A 19,084-nucleotide genomic window follows, 5' to 3' on the forward strand; every position below is an offset into this window, starting at 1 on the left:
CGAAATGCTTGTTTGACCGTTATGAAGCCGGCGAACAGGCAGTCTTAGTTCACATCGACTTTCCTAAAGAAGGTGATCGCGAAGATTTGCGAGAACTGGAAATGTTGGTGTCTTCTGCAGGTGTTAGTAGTTTGGCGGTTGTGCAAGGCAGTCGCCAAGCACCACACGCCAAACTATTCGTCGGTACGGGTAAAGCAGAAGAAATTGCTGAGATTGTCAAAATCCACAATGCAGATGTCGTTATATTTAATCACCAACTTAGTCCTTCTCAAGAAAGAAACTTAGAACGTGTTTGTCAATGTCGAGTACTCGACAGAACGACCTTAATTCTTGATATTTTTGCTCAGCGAGCACGTACACATGAAGGTAAGTTGCAGGTTGAACTCGCCCAGCTTAGGCATATCTCCACACGTTTAATTCGCGGTTGGACCCACTTGGAACGCCAAAAAGGTGGTATCGGGTTACGTGGTCCGGGTGAAACTCAGCTTGAAACGGATAGACGTTTATTACGAGAGCGGATAAAGAGTATTCGCAAGCGCTTAGAAAAGGTAGCCACTGTTCGTGAACAAGGAAGACGCGCACGTAGCCGCAATGAAGTGCCTACAGTGTCTTTGGTAGGGTATACCAACGCCGGAAAATCGACATTATTTAATCTACTCACCAACTCTGACGTATATGCGGCTGACCAATTATTCGCAACGCTTGATCCAACTTTGCGAAAGCTACATATAGATGATATTGGGCCGGTGATTATGGCCGATACCGTAGGATTTATCCGCCACTTACCACATGACTTGGTGGCTGCGTTCAAAGCGACGTTGACCGAAACTCGTGAAGCAGATTTGCAAATTCACGTCGTTGATGTGGCTGATAATCGACGCAAAGAAAACATTGAAGAGGTGCAATCTGTTTTAAAAGAGATTGAAGCAGATGACATTGTGCAATTGTTGGTTTATAACAAAATAGACCTTTTAGAAGAGGTTAGACCGAGAATTGACCGTAATGATGAAGGGCTGCCTATTCGAGTTTGGTTATCGGCTCACAGTGGAGTGGGCACTGAGTTGCTCTCACAAGCTATCTCAGAGCTACTCGCTAAAAAAATATTTACTCATACCTTATGTATTCCGCCTGCTTTAGGGCGTTTAAGAGGTGCTCTATTTAATCTAAATGCGGTACAGCAAGAGGATTATGATGAGCAAGGGAACTGGCTTTTAAAAGTGCGATTACCTCAAATTGATTGGGAGCGCCTGAAAAAAGAGCAAGGTATAGACATAGAAAAATTTATTGATACATAATTTTTACACAGAAAAGTGCAGTTTTGCTCGTATTTGGGTATGAGAAACGCCTTATATTTGTTAGATTTACCCTAATTGACTTTAATAAAAATGGAGTATAGCTATGGCCTGGAATGAACCGGGTAATAATGGCAATGATAACGATCCGTGGAAAAACCGCGGTGGTCGGGATCAAGGCCCACCTGATCTAGACGAAGTATTCCGTAAATTCAGCAACAAGTTTGGTGGTTTGTTCGGAGGTAAATCCGGCGGGGGAAGCGGAGGCGGATTAGGCGGAGCGGGTATGACCTTCATTCTGCTTATTGCGGCAATCGTTTGGGCTCTCAGTGGTATTTACACTGTCAAAGAAGCAGAGCGTGGTATTGTGCTGCAGTTTGGCCAGTTTGATCGTATTGCAGAGCCAGGTTTACGTTGGAAAATGACTTTCATTGAGCAAGTTATTCCTATTGATATTGAAGCGGTACGCTCTTTGTCAGCTTCAGGTTTTATGCTTACTGAAGATGAAAACGTAGTGAGCGTAGAGTTTGAGGTTCAATATCGTGTTATGGACCCTCGACTTTATAAGTTCAGCGTTACTGATGCTGATCATAGCTTACAACAATCTTTAGATAGCGCTTTGCGTTATGTGGTTGGTCATTCTCGTATGGACCAAGTCTTAACAACTGGCCGTGAGTTGGTTCGTCAAAGAACTTGGGACGAGCTCAACAAAATTATCGAGCCATACAACCTTGGTATTTTAGTTACCGATGTAAACTTTAAAGACTCTCGTCCGCCTGCAGAAGTTAAAGATGCATTTGATGATGCAATCGCAGCACAAGAAGATGAAGAACGTTTTATCCGTGAAGCTGAAGCTTATGCGCGTGAGATAGAGCCTCGTGCGCGTGGTCAGGTTACACGTATGACCCAAGAAGCTGAAGCTTACAGGGAGCGCGTCACTTTGGAAGCGCGTGGTGAGGTAGAGCGTTTTGCAAAGCTATTACCTGAATACCAAGCGGCCAAAGAGGTTACAAGACAGCGTTTGTATATAGATGCTATGGAAGAAGTGCTTACCAACAGCGCAAAAGTCATTGTTGATGTTAAAGGTGGTAATAACATGATGTATTTACCGCTAGATAAAATTATGGGGCAGGCAGGCTCTGGTGGCCAAATAACACTACCGAGTAAGAACGACATCAATGAACTTCGTAAAACATTGGGTCAATCACGCAACAGCTCTGTGAATGGCGGTAATGACCGTTTTTCGCAAGACAGATTTAATAACGGGAGATAAGCGCAATGAAGAATTTTAGTATTGTGATATTAATTGCTGCCGTTTTATTGTCATTCTCTTCAGTTTTTGTTGTGACAGAAGGGCAACGCGCGATTGTATTACTGTTTAGTAAAGTACAAAAAGACAGCGAAGATAGCGCGGTTGTTTACGCACCTGGTTTACACTTTAAAGTGCCATTTTTTAGTCAGGTACGTAAATTAGATGCACGTATTCAAACGCTTGATGGTGCGCCAGATCGTTTTGTTACTAGCGAGAAAAAAGACCTTATTGTTGATTCATTCGTAAAATGGCGTGTGAATGACTTTAGTGCTTTTTACTTGCGTGCTCGTGGTGATAAGCAATATGCAGAAACACTCCTTAAACAAAAAGTGAACAATGGCTTGAGAACCAACTTTGGTTCGCGCACTATTCGCGAGATTGTGTCTGGTGAGCGTAGCGAGTTAATGGAAGAGGCACTTGTACAAGCTTCTGAAAGTGCTAGGGAGCTTGGCATAGAAGTACTGGATGTACGTGTGAAGCAAATTAACCTGCCAAACGAAGTCAGTAGCTCAATCTACCAACGTATGCGTGCAGAGCGTACTGCTGTAGCTAAAGAGCACCGTTCGGAAGGTCAAGAAAAAGCAGAGACGATTCGTGCAGAAGTGGATAGACGCGTTACAGTTATGTTGGCGGATGCAGAACGAAATGCGCGAGCTGTGCGTGGTGAAGGTGATGCAACTGCGGCTAAGGTTTACGCTGATGTGTATAACAAAGATCCTGAGTTTTATAGCTTTGTACGTTCATTAGAAGCGTATAAGCGTACTTTCCAAAACAAAGGCGATGTTATGGTGTTATCACCAGACAGTGAGTTCTTTGATTACATGAAAGGCGCAAAAGCTAAATAACCACGCTTTACCTGTAAAATATAGAAAAGCTCTGAGATTTCTCAGAGCTTTTTTTGTTTTATATCAGGCGTTTTTAACACTATTTTGGCGAATGCGGAAAAAACACTCAAAACGGGGTGATCTCCCCCCTGCTTTTCTGGTAAAATCTGCCCCTAATTTTTTCTAAGTGATTTTGCAATGGGTAAAAACGTCGTTGTATTAGGCACCCAATGGGGTGACGAAGGTAAAGGTAAGGTTGTAGACTTACTAACAGATAAAGCTTCTTTAGTTGTGCGTTATCAAGGTGGTCATAATGCAGGCCATACTTTGGTGATCGATGGTGAGAAAACGGTACTACACCTAATTCCATCTGGTGTTTTACGTGATAACGTAAAATGCGTGATTGGTAATGGTGTAGTGTTAGCACCAGATGCGTTAATGAAAGAAATTGGTATGTTGGAAGAACGTGGTGTGCCAGTTCGTGAGCGCTTATTGATCAGCGAAGCATGTCCATTAATCTTGCCTTACCATGTTGCACTTGATAAAGCCCGCGAGCTAGCGCGCGGTGAAAAGGCAATTGGTACAACTGGTCGTGGTATTGGCCCGGCGTATGAAGACAAGGTAGCACGTCGCGGTCTTCGTGTTGGTGATTTGTTCAACCCTGAGCAATTCGCAGCGAAGCTAAAAGAAGTGCTTGAGTACCACAACTTTACATTAGTTAATTACTACAAAGTTGATGCGGTAGACTTCCAAAAGACATTTGACGATGCAATGGCTGTTGCTCAGATCCTTAAATCTATGGTTGTTGATGTAACTGAGCTGTTAGATCAAACTCGTATTGCTGGCGATAATATCTTATTTGAAGGTGCACAGGGTACGTTATTAGATATCGATCACGGTACATACCCATACGTAACGTCGTCAAATACAACGGCTGGTGGTGTGGCAACAGGTGCAGGTTTTGGCCCTCTGAACTTAGACTATGTGCTGGGTATTGTAAAAGCATACACAACGCGTGTTGGTTCAGGTCCTTTCCCGACAGAACTTTATGACGGTCAAGACAAGCAAGACCCAGTAGGTAAGCACTTAGGTGAGAAAGGTCATGAGTTTGGTGCCACAACGGGTCGTTTACGCCGTACAGGTTGGTTTGATGCAGTAGCAATGCGTCGTGCGGTTCAGATCAACAGTATTTCAGGCTTTTGTTTGACTAAGCTAGACGTTTTAGATGGGGTTGAAACTATCAAGATCTGTACTGGCTACCAGTTAGAAGATGGTACTGTAACGAACGTAACGCCACTAGCAGCTGAGGGCTATGAAAAAGTAACTCCTGTGTATGAAGAGATGCCAGGCTGGAGTGAAAATACTTTTGGTGCTACGTCAATTGAGCAGCTTCCACAAGCAGCTGTTAATTACATCAAACGTTTAGAAGAGATCACCGGTGTTCCAATTGATATTATTTCAACGGGTCCTGATCGTATTGAAACGATGATTGTTCGCAACCCATTTGGCGCGTAAACAAACATGTGATGAAAAAGCTGCGTAATGCAGCTTTTTTTGTGCCTATAATATATATAACCGCAGCTGAGGTTATATAAATGGCCGTTGCCAAAAGACTGGATAGTGTAATGTGAAATAGTTGGTATAGTCTTTGTATGATATTTTAGGTGTGCTAATTAGATTGGGTTAATTATGATTAAAAAGTGGTATTGGATTGGTTTATTTCTCAGCATGAATACAGTGGCTCAAGAGCCAATTACTGCCGTGCCGCTATATACCCAAGCTGAACTAATCGAGTTAATAAAAAAAAATGAGCACTTAAAACGCGTCAAAGATGACGAATGCCAGCTTGTGAAAGATATTGAAGCACGAGCCGAAACCATGGCTTTGCCCTCATATCAGTTTTTATATGGCGATATGTTGGCATATGGTGTGTGCGTAGAGCGTAACGTTGAGCTTGGGCTATATTACATGCGTCAGTCGGCTGAACAAGGGCTATCATCCGCGCTTGAACAGTTAGGGCGCTATTACGACGTAGGACAGTTGGTGCAAGCTGACAAAGCGATGGCAGTCGTATATTTACGTGAAGCAGCAGCTCAGGGGAATATTAAAGCACAACTGCGTTTGGTTAATTTATTTAATGATGGACACGGTAGCCCAAGAGATTACGAAGATGCCTATCGCTGGCTATTTCACTCAGCCGTTGCCGATAAAAAGCTACACAAAACAATTGAAAAAGCATTAGCTCAACTTGCTGAAAAAATGCCACAAAGTGCAATCCGCCGTGCCCGTTTACCAATGTAATTAGCTACCATCAACATAGATATTTTTATGTTGATGGTGAGCGATGTGGATAGATGCCTACATTCATCCTGTGCATAGCAAATCAAAGATTACTGACTTAGTTTTTCACCAACAGAGGTTGGCCCTTCTTTACTTTGTGTTGGCTCTTTTAGAACTGACATCTTAGGGGGCTGGAGCGCAATGATCCGCTCACCTTGTTCAGGTGGCTTTTTCATATCAATGACAAATGGTCTAATTTGCGATTCGCCATTATTACTGTCGGTTGTAATAAATAACGGAATTGCTTCTTTATTCACTTCTAAATATTGTTGCCAATCAAACTCTTCAGATAAGCGCGTTGCACTGACCTTTCCGCCTTTGGCAATTAAGCTACTTAGCTTGGCATAGTAACCTTGTTCGCCAAACAACACCTGTCTCGATAAAAAAGTTGCGCTGTCTTTGTTTGCCTTTGCATGGTTCGTTGATGAGCGTAATGAAAATACGTTTTGCTCGCTCAATAAATGCGAGAAGTACTGCACACCCAAGGCGTTGTGATGGCGGTTTGGGGAGAGTGCTAGCACTGATTGTATTGTCGTGAGGGGTAAATAGCGTTCAGCATGTTCTGATTGTGGGTTCCCATAGTAGCAAGGTAGACCGTCCATTCTCGCCATTTTACAGTTTTCCCACGCCGGATCTGAAAGGTACACGTCAATATTCTGCTCTTTTAATCCTTTTGCAATAGCACGTGCTACGTGATTTGCGCCAATGATAAGCAGCGTATTTGGGCTAGGTTGGCGCACTCCTAGTAGCTTTGCCAAAGGGGTTGCCGTTAAACTTTGCAATACAACAGTCACAATGATCACGGTAAAAATTAAAGGGACGAGCTTGTTTGCGTCTGGTATTTGCGATTCCATCATACTGAGCGCAAAAACAGAACCAACTGCAGCGGCTACTATGCCTCGCGGCGCTATCCACGACAGCAGTATTCGAGACTTTAACGGCAAATCAGTGTTATAGGTAGAGATGGCAATACAAATGGGCCGCGCGATAAATAATACAATCGCTAAAAAAATAAAGATTTCTGCATCCAACAGCATTAAATCACTCAGCTGCAATCTGGCTGCGAGCAAGATAAATAAACTTGAAATCAATATCATCGATAGATCTTCTTTAAACTCAAGCACCGAGTCTATTTCCAGATCATCTTGATTCGCGAGCCAAATACCGAAAATAGTTACAGCCAGTAACCCTGACTCATGTGCTAAATGGTTTGAAGCCGTAAAGCTAAAAAGTACTAATGCTAAAATGCCGAACTTGTGAAGTTCGTAAGGTAGCCATTCTTTTCGAATTAATGCACTGGTTATCCAACCTGCCACAACACCTACGCTGATCCCGACACCTAAAGTTGAAAACAAAGCGATTAAAGTGTGACTTAATACTTCGCCTTTACCGACAAAACTCACCGCTTCAAACACTAACACGGCAAAAAGTGCGCCTATGGGGTCAATTACAATGCCTTCCCAGCGTAGTACTCTGTCAATATCTTGAGTTGGACGCATCGCGTTTAACATAGGTGCTATCACTGTCGGACCGGTTACAACCAGCACCGCGCCTAGCACAGCGGCTACGCGCCAATCTAAATCTAAAATAAAATAGGCACTTAATGCGACTATCACGAAGGTAGAGAACATACCTATTGAGCATAAATTACGAACTATCTTTCCTATACCCTTGAGTTCTCTAAAGTGAAGAGTTAAAGAGCCTTCAAATAAAATAATGGCAACCGATAGTGAAACGACTGGGAACAATAAGTCGCCTAATAAGTCATCGGGACTTAGCTGCCCAGTCAGAGGGCCGAGCAATAAGCCAATGAGTAGCAAGAACAAAATGGCAGGAACTTTGAGCGCCCAAGCTAGCCATTGCGCTATAACCGAAAAAACGGCAATTCCAGCGATGTAAATAGCTGACATAATCTCTCCAGTTAACCTATTGGTTAACATAGTTAAAAATATACTAGCGGGTTTATACCACAGTTATATGACGGCTACGAATTTAAGCTTTAACAAAAGCTGAGTATCTATCCTAACCATAGTCTTTATACTAGAAAATGGATCATTTCATTTCACAATGTACCTATAAAGAATTATTCATTAGTTTTATAGCGGATATAAGTACTTATTTTTGTATTGAGTTGAAATTGTAGGGAAGGATACGTTAAGCTATAAAGCGTTTGGTGCAAGTCACCACGATTCTTTTTGGTTTCGTTATAGCAATTATAATGAACTAGCTTTTAGTATTATGTTTTAGCCTGAAGGCTTAGATATTAAATACTGTTCAACAATTTAACTATTCTTTGCGCAATTATTCATTGCGGCTTAGGTCTTTTCAGCTTCATCAAACCATGATGTACCAGCTGAAAACGGCTCGACGTTGTAGATAAATTACGATGTCACAATCCATTTTTTAGTAAAGCGACAGCCAGTGTTGGGCACATATGTGTGAACGCGTAAGCTGTATTGTATATTTGTATTGTTCAACTCTGGTTGTTTTTACTCACGCACGTCTGCTTTTTGCGGATGCTGCGTGGAATTAATTTAAGCAAGGGCAACTGCAGGAAACAATATGAACATTTCAAATTCTCGGCGTATAGTAATTAAGATAGGGAGTGCTTTAATTGCACCAGATCAAGATGGCTGTCGTGCGCGTTACTTATTGACTATTGCTCAGTTTATCGTGCGCTGTCGAGCGATGGGTAAAGAAGTGGTACTGGTCTCTTCTGGATCCGTCGCGGCAGGGTCCCACTTATTTCCTGAAGATGCTAAAAACTCATCAGTGGTACTGAAAAAGGCTATGGCTGCCGCTGGGCAAACTGAGATGATGGCGACTTGGGACCGCTTTTTTGATTTCCCTTCAGCACAAATACTTTTAACTCATGGTGACTTACGAGATCTGGAGCGCTATAACAGTATTCGTGAAACGATATTCACTTTACTTGAGCATGGCATTTTACCTATTATCAATGAGAATGATGCGGTTACCACTGATGAGTTAAAAGTGGGTGACAACGATAACTTGTCAGCCATGGTTGCCGCAGCAGCCGATGCTGATGTGTTATTAATGTGTTCTGATGTCGACGGCTTATATGACAAAAACCCAAATCTTCATGAAGATGCCCAACTGATACCTCAAGTGTCAGAGATATCTGAAGATATATACGCAATGGCCGGATGCGCTACAAGCCAAGTGGGTACTGGCGGAATGAAAACCAAAATAGAAGCTGCCGAGAAAGCAACATCGCATGGTATCAGTACTTATATTGTCAATGGCTTTAAAGAAAGTACCTTTGAGCAGCTATTAGCGGGGAACAATCCCGGCACTGTTTTCTTACCATATGATGTGCCTATGCATTCTCAACAGCACTGGATGACACACACAGCCTCTGAACAAGGTGAGATCATTGTTGAGCACAGCTATGCAGAAGAACTAAAAGATCACGCGGAGCCTTTAGGTGCTGAAAATATCTCAGATGTTCGAGGGGAGTTTGCCGTTGGTGACACAATATTGGTTCGTACTGAAAAGGGCGAGCGTTTAGCTAAAGCGACCACAAACTATAGTAGTTGTTTGCTTAACTTTCTTGCTGAGCAAGAGCAAACATCTGATAACGGCCACTTACAAGAGAGCATAGGCCCCGTTATTTCTGAACAAGATATTGCAATTTTGGAGAAATCTTAACTCATGAGTTTAATTACTGAATTATCACAGCAAGCTGCCAGTGCTGCAAAGCAGCTAGCGTTATTAACAACACAGCAAAAAAATGCAGTTCTAACGGACATGGCTGAGGCTTTGGTTGCCCAAAGTGACGATATTTTGGCTGCAAATGAACATGACTTATCTTTAGCTCGAGATAATCAGTTATCAGCGGCGATGATTGACCGCTTAACACTAACACCTGAACGTATTGCTGATATGGCTGATGGTATTAGAACCATTGTTGAACTTGACGACCCAGTTGGCTTAACTAGAGACATGGGTGTTAGACCAAACGGTATTAAAATTAGCAAAATGCGGGTGCCTTTAGGCGTGGTATGTATGATTTATGAAGCACGTCCGAACGTGACAGCAGATGCTGGTGCGCTGTGCTTTAAATCGGGTAATGGCGTAATTTTACGCGGTGGTAAAGAAGCACTACAAAGCTCACAAGCTATCGCAAAGGTTATGCACCAAGTGCTTGAGCAGCATAATTTACCAACGGCGCTTATTACTGTGGTGCCCGACCCAGATCGCGCTTTGCTGATGGAATTAATGCAGCAAAAACAATATATAGATTTGATCATTCCTCGCGGTGGAGAAGGCTTAATCAACTTTGTTACTGAAAATAGCACAATTCCTGTTATTCAACACTTTAAAGGGGTATGTCACCTCTACGTTGACGAAGCTGCTGATTTAGATATAGCGCTCAAGTTGGCACTAAATGGTAAAACTCAACGTACTGGAGTGTGTAATGCGTTAGAAGGCATTGTGGTGCATAAGTCGATAGCACCAATGTTCTTGCCTCGCTTACAAAAGGCGTTTTCGCACAAGCAGGTGGTGATCAACGCCGACAGCCAAGCAGCTCAATATTTTGAGGGTGCAAATGTGATTGATGAATCACAGTTTGGTGAAGAATACCTGCGCTTAGAAGTGGCTGTTCGTATTGTTGATGACTTTGCAGGTGCACTGGCACATATTGACCGTTTTGGTAGCCATCACACTGAAGTGATTTGTACGCAAGATATGCAAACCGCGCAATTATTCCAACGTAGTGTTGATGCCTCTGTGGTTATGGTTAACGCTTCATCACGTTTTTCTGATGGTTCTCAGTTAGGCTTAGGCGCAGAAATTGGTATTGCAACGACCAAGCTACATGCTTATGGGCCAATGGGCTTAGAATCGCTAACTACAGAGAAGTTTTTAGTGAATGGCGAAGGCCAGACTCGAGAATAAGTAGCAAAAGGTTTTAGTGTAAGGCATTAACTCCATTGTTAATGCCACTCGTTTAAGGTGATGGGGTTCTGAAACGAGTTCACAATAATAGCAGCAATAATTAGGAAGGTAGCTGTGCTCAAATGTGCTCATGCTGTCTTCCTGACGAAGGTCAGGATCTCTTAAGCGAATTGCACTAGCTTGATAGTCAGCTCATTTTAAAAGCGAAGGCTTTAAAAAATAACAATTTGGATATTAAAAAGAATACTTAAAATAAGAAAGGGCGGAAAGTGGTGGAGCTAAGCAGGATCGAACTGCTGACCTCCTGCGTGCAAGGCAGGCGCTCTCCCAGCTGAGCTATAGCCCCACATTCCGATTTGGACGTTGCGAAATTTATAGTTTTTTAATTACCTCGTCAAGCTTTTGTAGGCAAAAAATTTTCACATTTTTACAATCGGCTTTGATAGACTGGTTGAAATGAATTAAAAAATAGAATGATTGATGTTCAAAAAGAAAATAAGCTTGTCATTGCTAGGTGCTTGTTTTGTCTTGTTAATGGGGTGCTCTTCAGCATCTAAAACCCCGGTACTTGAAATCGAAAAACAAGTACTCCACACCAAAGTATCAGACTCAGGCCAACAGTTATTTGTGTACATAGTGACTGTTGAACCAACCCCAGTCATGGTTTTAGATACCAGCAGGCCGCTATCCCGCTCTGATCTTAAGGCATATGCAAAACATCAACGAGTTGAAGATTCTCCCGAATTAAAGTTACTCCTCGAAGAGCGCGCGGTTGAATTACTTAAAACAGCGCTTGCAGATGAAAACTATTGCTCAGCGGGTCATAAAATTAATCAAGTGTATTGGCGTCAACGTAGTGTGCAGTTGCGAGGGGCTTGTGAGTGAATCGGCAACACTACACTTAGAGCGTGTTTTACAGCAGTTGCATATTCAGGCGTTACAGTATGAACACCCACCGTTACATACCTGTGATGAGGCAGACAAGTTGCAGCTTGAGCGAGCAGGTACTCGCATCAAAAATTTATTCCTCAGAGATAACTATGGTCGTCGGCATTTTTTATTATTGCTCAGAGCACACCTAAAGGTAGATTTGAAAACGCTGTCGTCTCAACAGGGTGTATCACGTTTGGGGTTTGCTTCAGATGCAAGGTTAGAAAAATATCTTAATATCAAGCCTGGTTGTGTGTCGGCATTGGCGCTAATAAATGATACAGAGCAGCAAGTAGAACTTTGGATTGACCGAGGCCTTTGGAGTGCTCAGCTGTGGCAGTGTCACCCACTTAATAACACTAAAACATGGGTGTTAACTAAGCCACAATTGCAACAATTTTGGCAGTATACCCATCACACGCCTCATGTGATTGATATTCCATGTCTATAAGTTGTGATACTCAGTGTTAGGCCAATCCCACAGACTAGCAGCAGCGTTATCAAAAAGGCATGATAGCCAAAACTTTGTAGTATTAAACCAGGTATAAAAGAGCCCAGCGCACCGCCGCTATAATAAAAAGACACATAGGCACCATTTGTCACCGTTGGCGGTGCATCGCTCAGTTTATTAGCAAGGGGAGATGCACTTGAATGGATCATAAACATACACGCACAAAATAACGTAAAAGCGATAAGAAATAGGCTTAATACGGGTAGCTGCATGGCAACAAGCGTTAAACAGTAAAGGGCGAACAAAGCACTTAACAATAACCACGAATTATTAAAGCGACGACTGATGTAGGGCGTTGCCATAGACAGCACCGCGCCAATTAAATAGCCAGTGTAGACCCAACCTATGGTTTTGCTATCGGTGATATTAAACACATCCTGCAAAATAAAGGGTAGGTAGTTCATCAAAGCGGCAAAGCAAAAAAACATACAAAATACACAGCCAAATAAGCGTGCGATAAGTGGGTGACGTAAAGGTTTTAAGTAGGCGCTTGGTGAGGCGGGCTCACGCTTAGGTGGCTCACAGCGCTTAGGTTTAATAAGTAGAGCCAAAATAATCAACGACACTGCTAGCACATAATAAAAGCTTTGCCATGTGAACCAGCTGGCAAAATTTGCCGCCAGTACGCGTCCTAAATAGCCACCCAAAATAGAGCTGCCTATGTAACGAGTCATATTTTGTTGTAACTGTACTGCACTATATTGCTGGCCAATAAAGCCTGTCATTGCGGTAAGCGCTGCAGGTAGGGTGAGACCTTGGATAAAACGCAAACTAAGTAATAGCTCAAAAGAGGGAGCCAGTGCAAAGAGTAAGCTGGTAATACTTAAAATAAGCATTGCTACTTTGAGAATCGACAGTGGATTTTTGCGAGCAAACAATAAGCCATAAAAAATAGGCGCTACGGCCAGCGGCAACATCGTGAGTGACATTAACGCACCACTTGCCGCTGTGGATACATTAAAATTATCAGCAAATAGGGCTAGCAGGGGCTGCGGTGCGTAGAGCACAAAAAAAATGAACATAGATGAAATGAGTAACTGCAATAACGGCATGAACCTTCCTGGATACTCTTTGCGCGACTGCTGCATATTATGCGTGGCTTTGTTTGCATTGAACAGTTTTGTATCAAATAGTTAGCGATTTTTTGCGTTAAATCATGTTGTAGTATAAAAGCTTTTGCTATGGTGGTGTCGGTACAAAAAAATCTATTGAAGCGCGCTTTGCATATGGTCAAAAAAAACCACTGCGTTAGAATATGGCTATTAATATTTTATGGAGCAGCACAATGGGTTCGTTACAAGAGCAGCTACTAAAAGCGGGGCTAACGACTGAGCACAAGGCAAAAGTGGCTAAGTCACAGAAGCGTAAAGCACAAAAGAAGAAGAAAAAGGGCGCTACCAGTGACCCTAGTGATCTACAAAAGCATATTGAACAAACTAAACTTGAGCAGCAAAAAAAGGCTGAAGAGCTGAATAAAGCCAAGCAAGCTGAGTTAAAAGAGCGTGAGCAAGTTGCACGTGTTAAACAAATTTTAGAGCATCATAACCAAGATGAAATTCGTGGTGATGTTACCTTTAACTTTACCTATGAAAACAAAGTTAAAGAGCTTGATGTAAATGAACAAACCAAACAAGCGCTGTCAAGAGGCCGATTGGCTATTTGTGTGCTTGAAGGGCAATTTTACGTGTTGCAAGATGACCCCGCGCGTAAAATTGCAGAGGTTGACGAAAAATATATCGTGTTCCATGTTGAAGACGACAACAGCGGCCCTGATGAGGACGACCCATACGCGGGTTATGAAGTACCAGATGATTTAGTTTGGTAAGTTAATTTTACTCATCGCAGCGCCTGCTAATTAATGACTTATGTGTAGCGCTCACAAATGGTCTACACTGTAAAAGATTTGTCCGTTAATTAACAAAAAGAGTAATGTTATGAGTAAGATAAAAAATATAATTTGTGGGGTTGGGCTCTCAATTGTGGCGTTAGGTGCAAATGTTGCGAACGCGCAAGATGGTAAAGCATTGTACACAGCTAAAATGTGTCAAACTTGCCATGGTCCAGACGGTAAAGCACCTATTATGGCAATGTACCCTAAGCTTGCTGGGCAAAACAAAGAATACCTAGCAGCGCAGATGAAAGATATTAAATCAGGCGCGCGCAGCAATGGTATGTCGGCGGCAATGAAAGCCATGGTGGCCAATGTATCTGATGCAGAAATTGACGCCATTGCAGAGTATTTATCGCAAGTTAAATAACCACATTCGTGAATTTTAAAAACCACCGCATGTCGGTGGTTTTTATTTGGTTGAACAAATGCCCATAGTCATTTAGACTTCTATACATCTAATTGGGCTTATCTAAGGACCCTCTATGTTTGAACTACCTAAACTCAACTTAAAAGGCAAAGTGTCTGAGCAAGAATGGCAGCTACGTGTAGATTTAGCAGCCTGCTATCGCTTAGTTGAGCATATGCGCTGGGGCGATTTAATTTACACGCATATGTCAGCGCGTTTGCCTGGCACAAATCAGTATTTGGTTAATGCATTTGGTTTAAGCTTTGATGAGGTGACTGCGTCAAATCTAGTTAAAGTCGACTTAGCGGGTAATATTTTGGATGATACGCCATTTAAGATTAACCCTGCGGGCTTTACCATTCATAGCGCTATTCATGAAGTAAGAGATGATGCGCATTGCGTTATTCACTTACACACCAAAGAAACGGTTGCCGTAGCCAGTCTAGAGTGCGGTTTATTACCCCTGAGCCAGCATTCTATGTTCTCATTACCCTCTTTGTCTTATCACGGCTACGAAGGCTTGGCGGTGAACGACGATGAACGTAAGCGCTTGCAAGACGATTTGGGGTCGACCAATCATATGTTGTTGGTCAACCATGGTGGTTTAACGGTCGGGCCTACGGTGGGCGATGCGTTTATGCGTTTTTATGACTTACAGCGCGCTTGTGAAATTCAACTGGCTATTCAGTCGTCAGGTCAACAAGCCGTGCCTGTACCGCAGCCCATTATAGATAATATTTACAACCAAGCTAACGTTGTTCATAGCGGCAGCACGGGCGGGCAAGTTGCTTGGCCTGCCATGCTCAGAAAGGCATACCGCTTAGACCCAAGTTTTGCACAATAGGAATTCATAATGAAAGTTAATCGCGTCGAAGTATTTGATATTCACTGTCCTGATAGACCCGCTTGGACTCCGGTATTTGTTCGTATTCATACCGATGAAGGCATTAGCGGTGTGGGTGAAGCAGGTCTTGCTTATGACCTAGGCCACAGCGCTGCGGCGGCCATGATAAAAGAAATGGCGGAAGCCTTTTTAATCGGTCATGACCCATTTCAAACTGAGTTGTTGTGGTCGCGCATGTTACGCGAAAGCTTTTGGGGCTTAGGTGGCGGTCCTGTGGTGTATGCGGCCATGAGCGCCATTGATACCGCACTGTGGGATATTAAAGGCAAAGCACTTAACTTACCTGTTTATCAATTGCTTGGCGGTAAGGTTAACCCTGAACTAAGAACCTATGCGTCGCAATTACAGTTTGACTGGGATAGCGAGTTTAAAGCGCTGGTTGAGCCTCAAGAGTATGCAGAAGCGGCGCTTAAAGCCATCGCAGAAGGCTACGATGCGGTTAAAGTTGACCCCATACAATACGATAAGTTTGGCAACACCTATTACGACCGCACTAAAATAATCTCGCGCGCAGAGATGAAGCTATACCGTGCACGTATGCAAGCAATTCGTGAAGCGGTGGGCGATGAAGTCGATATTATTTTTGAGTGCCACAGCTTACCGGGGGCAACCTCAGCCATTCAAATTGGCGAGATAGCCGAAGAGTTTGACTGCATGTATTACGAAGAGCCGGTGAACTACCTAAACCACTCTTTACATGCCAAAGTGGCCGACAAAGTAGCCGTGCCTATTGCTGGTGGTGAGCGTTTATATAACCGTTGGGGTGTACGCCCATACTTAGAAGATCAAAGCATTGATGTATTGCAACCAGATATTGGTTTGTGTGGCGGTTTTACTGAAACCAAAAAAGTGTGTGATTACGCCGATATTTTTGATGTGCGCATTCAAGCTCACGTGTGCGGTGGCCCCGTTGCAACAGCAGCCTCGCTACACCTAGAAACAGCCATTCCAAACTTTTTAATTCATGAACATCACACCTACGCGATTAAAAAGTGGAACCGCGAATTATGTATTCAAGACCCACAACCTAAAAATGGCGTATTCAAGGTATCGGAAGAGCCAGGCATTGGCATTGAATTAAACGACGAAGTGGTAATGCGCTCACAACGCGTTGAGATCAAATAACGGATAAATTTATGTTAGAGGGTTAAGCTGGTTTAGCCCTCTTGTTACACTTTTTGAGCCCTCGGGGAGAAGCCCGTAGCGGTTGTTAAAATTGTTTAACTCACCTTGCGCAAAAGAAACGCAATCACTGCGTCCGCAGTCGTTAACCTTTTGCACCTAATTCACCTTGCGTAAAAAGAATGCATTCACAGTATGTTCTATCGTAAACTTTATGCATCATCGTTCGAAGACACTGAGGCTTATCGACCTTGCGGTTTTTAAACGTTTAATGGAATCAAAGAATAACAAAATGGATGTATATCAATGAGTCTTAACGACTTTCTCTATCAACTCGGCTGGATATTTAATGGTTACGAATTAGTCATCGTTTTGTGGTTTATTCTCACGCAATTTCCTAAACACCGCTGGTCTTTATTTTATGCCAGTCATAAAACATTAAACTCGCTAAAACTGCATGAAATGCATTCTTGTTTTATGAGTGCGGTGGTATTTATGCTATTTCATACTTTTGGTGGGGAAGTAGAACAGTACTTACTTTCGCTAGAGTTTGAACAGAACAATCGGATAAAAGTGTTTTATACAGGTGTTATAGCGAATTTGTTTATATGCCAACTTACATTGTATATTTTTCATCGGTTGCGCGGGTGTTTGTTTTCAAAAACAGCACGTGTTTGTATATATATGATTTTTACAATGGAATTGTTTTTGTTCATGCAGTTAATCGCCAGAGGCTATTTTGACTACCATGAATTAGGAATGGTTTATCGTATTGGCATCTGGATATGTAACATTGTCGCAATTGCTTCCCTATCTATCTACCCAATCAGGCAAACGCTGGGGTATTTTAAAAAGCGTAATGTAGTTTGAGTCAATTTTAGGTCGGCGTAAGCAGGTGGTTACAAGGCAACGCCATTGGACGGTTAGGGACTCTTGGCGAGAAGCTCACTGCGTTTGTTGCCGTTACTCTAATTGCCCGATGCGCCTCAGGCTTATCTAATCTACGATTCATACCTATCGGCTTATTATCACCTTATGCTGAGCAGGTTACTCGGCTAATTCATCATGCTAGAGAAAGAATATGTAGGCGACTTTCGCCTTACCATCTACCTAATTACACATGAATAAAGTTTATGAAAATAATCATTGCTGTTTATTTTTTAATAATATATTGTTTATTTTGTATCCATTAAGTTAAATAAAGTAAACAAGGAAAAATAAGATGAAGATACAATTGAACAAAAAGAATGTAAAAAATTTATCTAAAGGTAAAACCTTACCAGCAAAAATGACGCCACAGATAGGTGGTGCTGCGCCGCCACCAAGCTACTTTTGTGTAACTGATGTAAGCCGATGTGACGATGGTACTTATGTTACTTTTTACTGTGTGTAATTTTGCAGTGTGAATAATTAACAAAAAAGGCCGAGAGGCCTTTTTTGTTGCTTGCTTTGTCGGTTTAACTGTTTGTATACCGCATTTCTTATATTGCATAAAGTTCTGTGTTAGATAGTTAACAATATAAGCTAGCGGCTTTCGAGAATGATTTTTCGTTAATATGAGTCTTATTACAGCTGAAAATGGCATAAGAGATTAAATACGCTCGTGTTACATGTATCGCGGACCTTGATAATATCTCCTGTATTATTTGACCCCCTAAATCCACGTAGGTTACTGCCCTCATTTTCCCCCTAGCGCTGTTCACTAAGCTATTGGTTTAATAGTTGTTAAAACGGCTTCTCTCACCGACGAATTCCTAATACGTTTATGACGTCTAATGTACATAGCTTAATCACATCAAGGTGATATATGCTGGGCTAAGCAAAAAAATAAAGGATTAAGGCGATGAAGTTAACCGATAACACCATTTTAATTACTGGGGGCAGTCGCGGTATCGGGCTTGAGATAGCCAAGGCTTTTTTGGCACTTGGTAATAATACCGTGATTATAACGGGTCGTAATGAGCAGCAGTTGCAACAAGTACGCAAAGAACTCAAAGAGGTTATCACCATAAAAAGTGATGTCAGCAACATTGACGATATTCGTAACCTTTACAGCGAGGTGGCCAAGCAATATCCAACGCTGAATATATTGATTAATAATGCTGGTGTGATGAAAAAGGTTAATCTGCAGGCCCGCAGCGATGATCTGCGAGCGCTCACTAAAGAGCTAGATATTAACGTTAAAGGGCCGATTTGGATGGTAGATACATTTTTGCCATTACTTAAGCAAAACCCCAACGCAGCTATCGTTAATGTGTCGTCGGCTTTGGCGTTTGTGCCTATGCCTGTTGCCCCTGTGTATAGTGCCACCAAATCAGCGCTGCATTTTTACACTTTGGCTTTACGAGCACAGTTAAAAAACACGGGTATTAAGGTATTTGAATTAGCCCCTCCTGGTACAAAAACCGAGTTACTTGATGAGTTTAGTGACGCAGATTTACAAGGTAGTAAGCCGATAACGGTGCAAGCACTGGTTGGCGATTTTATGAAGGGGTTGTCAAAAAACAACTATGAGATCACACCTGGTCAGGCAAGTTTACTGAAGTTTATGGGGCGCTTTTTTCCTAGCTTGATCTTAAAAGAGATGAGTAAAAGCGTTAAAGACATGCAGTAAAAAAAGGTCGGGTAA

The 19,084-nt window shown here is 42.4% G+C and carries 19 protein-coding genes and 1 tRNA gene; 16 read left to right on the forward strand and 4 right to left on the reverse strand.

Annotation, left to right across the window (positions count from 1 at the left end):
* Positions 1–8 precede the first annotated feature (8 nt).
* The 5 genes from hflX (at position 9) to HG263_RS16000 (ending at position 5,729) form a co-directional block, all read left to right on the forward strand.
* Positions 9–1,295, forward strand: a complete 1,287-nt coding sequence (gene hflX, locus HG263_RS15980) for a ribosome rescue GTPase HflX (RefSeq protein WP_171627089.1) — start codon at positions 9–11, stop codon at positions 1,293–1,295.
* Positions 1,296–1,398: 103 nt separating this feature from the next.
* Complete coding sequence (gene hflK, locus HG263_RS15985) at positions 1,399–2,565, forward strand: FtsH protease activity modulator HflK (protein ID WP_171627090.1); 1,167 nt, start codon at positions 1,399–1,401, stop codon at positions 2,563–2,565.
* Between the two features lie 5 nt (positions 2,566–2,570).
* Complete coding sequence (hflC, locus tag HG263_RS15990; RefSeq protein WP_171627091.1) at positions 2,571–3,449, forward strand: protease modulator HflC; 879 nt, start codon at positions 2,571–2,573, stop codon at positions 3,447–3,449.
* A gap of 177 nt (positions 3,450–3,626) precedes the next feature.
* The gene (locus HG263_RS15995; protein WP_171627092.1) at positions 3,627–4,943 is read left to right on the forward strand and encodes an adenylosuccinate synthase; all 1,317 of its coding nucleotides are present in this window, start codon (positions 3,627–3,629) and stop codon (positions 4,941–4,943) included.
* A 174-nt stretch (positions 4,944–5,117) separates the two neighbouring features.
* Positions 5,118–5,729: a tetratricopeptide repeat protein gene (locus HG263_RS16000; RefSeq protein ID WP_171627093.1), complete on the forward strand. Its 612-nt coding sequence runs from the start codon at positions 5,118–5,120 to the stop codon at positions 5,727–5,729.
* A gap of 89 nt (positions 5,730–5,818) precedes the next feature.
* On the opposite strand, the gene HG263_RS16005 is transcribed toward HG263_RS16000, so the two are convergent.
* Positions 5,819–7,678 carry a cation:proton antiporter gene (locus tag HG263_RS16005; RefSeq protein ID WP_171627094.1) on the reverse strand — a complete coding sequence of 620 codons (1,860 nt, stop codon included), beginning with the start codon at positions 7,676–7,678 and terminating at the stop codon, positions 5,819–5,821.
* Positions 7,679–8,330: 652 nt separating this feature from the next.
* On the opposite strand from HG263_RS16005, the gene proB reads away from it, so the two are divergent.
* Together proB and HG263_RS16015 are read left to right on the forward strand one after the other, a co-directional pair.
* Complete coding sequence (gene proB, locus HG263_RS16010; protein ID WP_171627095.1) at positions 8,331–9,440, forward strand: glutamate 5-kinase; 1,110 nt, start codon at positions 8,331–8,333, stop codon at positions 9,438–9,440.
* 3 nt (positions 9,441–9,443) lie between these two features.
* Positions 9,444–10,691 (forward strand): glutamate-5-semialdehyde dehydrogenase, encoded by a 1,248-nt coding sequence (locus HG263_RS16015; protein ID WP_171627096.1) that lies wholly within the window; start codon positions 9,444–9,446, stop codon positions 10,689–10,691.
* Between the two features lie 270 nt (positions 10,692–10,961).
* Here the strand turns inward: HG263_RS16015 and HG263_RS16020 are convergent.
* Positions 10,962–11,037, reverse strand: a tRNA-Ala gene (locus HG263_RS16020).
* Positions 11,038–11,171: 134 nt separating this feature from the next.
* On the opposite strand from HG263_RS16020, the gene HG263_RS16025 reads away from it, so the two are divergent.
* Both HG263_RS16025 and HG263_RS16030 read left to right on the forward strand, forming a co-directional pair.
* The gene (locus tag HG263_RS16025) at positions 11,172–11,576 is read left to right on the forward strand and encodes a hypothetical protein (protein ID WP_171627097.1); all 405 of its coding nucleotides are present in this window, start codon (positions 11,172–11,174) and stop codon (positions 11,574–11,576) included.
* Positions 11,569–12,072, forward strand: coding sequence for a prolyl-tRNA synthetase associated domain-containing protein (locus tag HG263_RS16030; protein WP_343044004.1), 504 nt, complete (start codon positions 11,569–11,571; stop codon positions 12,070–12,072). Before HG263_RS16025 ends, HG263_RS16030 begins: the two co-directional genes overlap by 8 nt.
* Here HG263_RS16030 and HG263_RS16035 read toward each other — a convergent pair.
* Entirely contained in the window at positions 12,045–13,184 is a 1,140-nt protein-coding gene (locus HG263_RS16035) for an MFS transporter (RefSeq protein WP_171627099.1), read from the reverse strand. The genes HG263_RS16030 and HG263_RS16035 overlap by 28 nt on opposite strands.
* 233 nt (positions 13,185–13,417) lie before the next feature.
* Between HG263_RS16035 and HG263_RS16040 the strand changes: the two genes are divergently transcribed.
* From HG263_RS16040 to HG263_RS16060, 5 genes are all read left to right on the forward strand, one after another.
* Positions 13,418–13,957, forward strand: a complete 540-nt coding sequence (locus HG263_RS16040; protein WP_171627100.1) for a DUF2058 domain-containing protein — start codon at positions 13,418–13,420, stop codon at positions 13,955–13,957.
* Positions 13,958–14,066: 109 nt separating this feature from the next.
* On the forward strand, positions 14,067–14,390 hold the full coding sequence (locus HG263_RS16045) for a c-type cytochrome (RefSeq protein ID WP_171627101.1): 324 nt from the start codon (positions 14,067–14,069) through the stop codon (positions 14,388–14,390).
* A gap of 115 nt (positions 14,391–14,505) precedes the next feature.
* Positions 14,506–15,273 carry a class II aldolase/adducin family protein gene (locus tag HG263_RS16050; RefSeq protein WP_171627102.1) on the forward strand — a complete coding sequence of 256 codons (768 nt, stop codon included), beginning with the start codon at positions 14,506–14,508 and terminating at the stop codon, positions 15,271–15,273.
* A 9-nt stretch (positions 15,274–15,282) separates the two neighbouring features.
* Positions 15,283–16,458: a mandelate racemase/muconate lactonizing enzyme family protein gene (locus tag HG263_RS16055; protein WP_152085061.1), complete on the forward strand. Its 1,176-nt coding sequence runs from the start codon at positions 15,283–15,285 to the stop codon at positions 16,456–16,458.
* A 303-nt stretch (positions 16,459–16,761) separates the two neighbouring features.
* Positions 16,762–17,325: a hypothetical protein gene (locus tag HG263_RS16060; protein ID WP_171627103.1), complete on the forward strand. Its 564-nt coding sequence runs from the start codon at positions 16,762–16,764 to the stop codon at positions 17,323–17,325.
* Positions 17,326–17,332: 7 nt separating this feature from the next.
* On the opposite strand, the gene HG263_RS22610 is transcribed toward HG263_RS16060, so the two are convergent.
* Positions 17,333–17,467, reverse strand: a complete 135-nt coding sequence (locus HG263_RS22610) for a hypothetical protein (protein ID WP_281358299.1) — start codon at positions 17,465–17,467, stop codon at positions 17,333–17,335.
* Positions 17,468–17,677: 210 nt separating this feature from the next.
* Between HG263_RS22610 and HG263_RS16065 the strand changes: the two genes are divergently transcribed.
* Positions 17,678–17,848, forward strand: a complete 171-nt coding sequence (locus HG263_RS16065; protein ID WP_171627104.1) for a hypothetical protein — start codon at positions 17,678–17,680, stop codon at positions 17,846–17,848.
* A gap of 450 nt (positions 17,849–18,298) precedes the next feature.
* A complete protein-coding gene (locus tag HG263_RS16070; protein ID WP_171627105.1) occupies positions 18,299–19,069 on the forward strand; it encodes an SDR family oxidoreductase in 771 nt (256 codons plus the stop codon).
* Positions 19,070–19,084 lie beyond the last annotated feature (15 nt).

The organism is Pseudoalteromonas caenipelagi (genome assembly GCF_013140855.1).
GTDB classification, from domain to species: Bacteria; Pseudomonadota; Gammaproteobacteria; order Enterobacterales; family Alteromonadaceae; genus Pseudoalteromonas; species Pseudoalteromonas caenipelagi.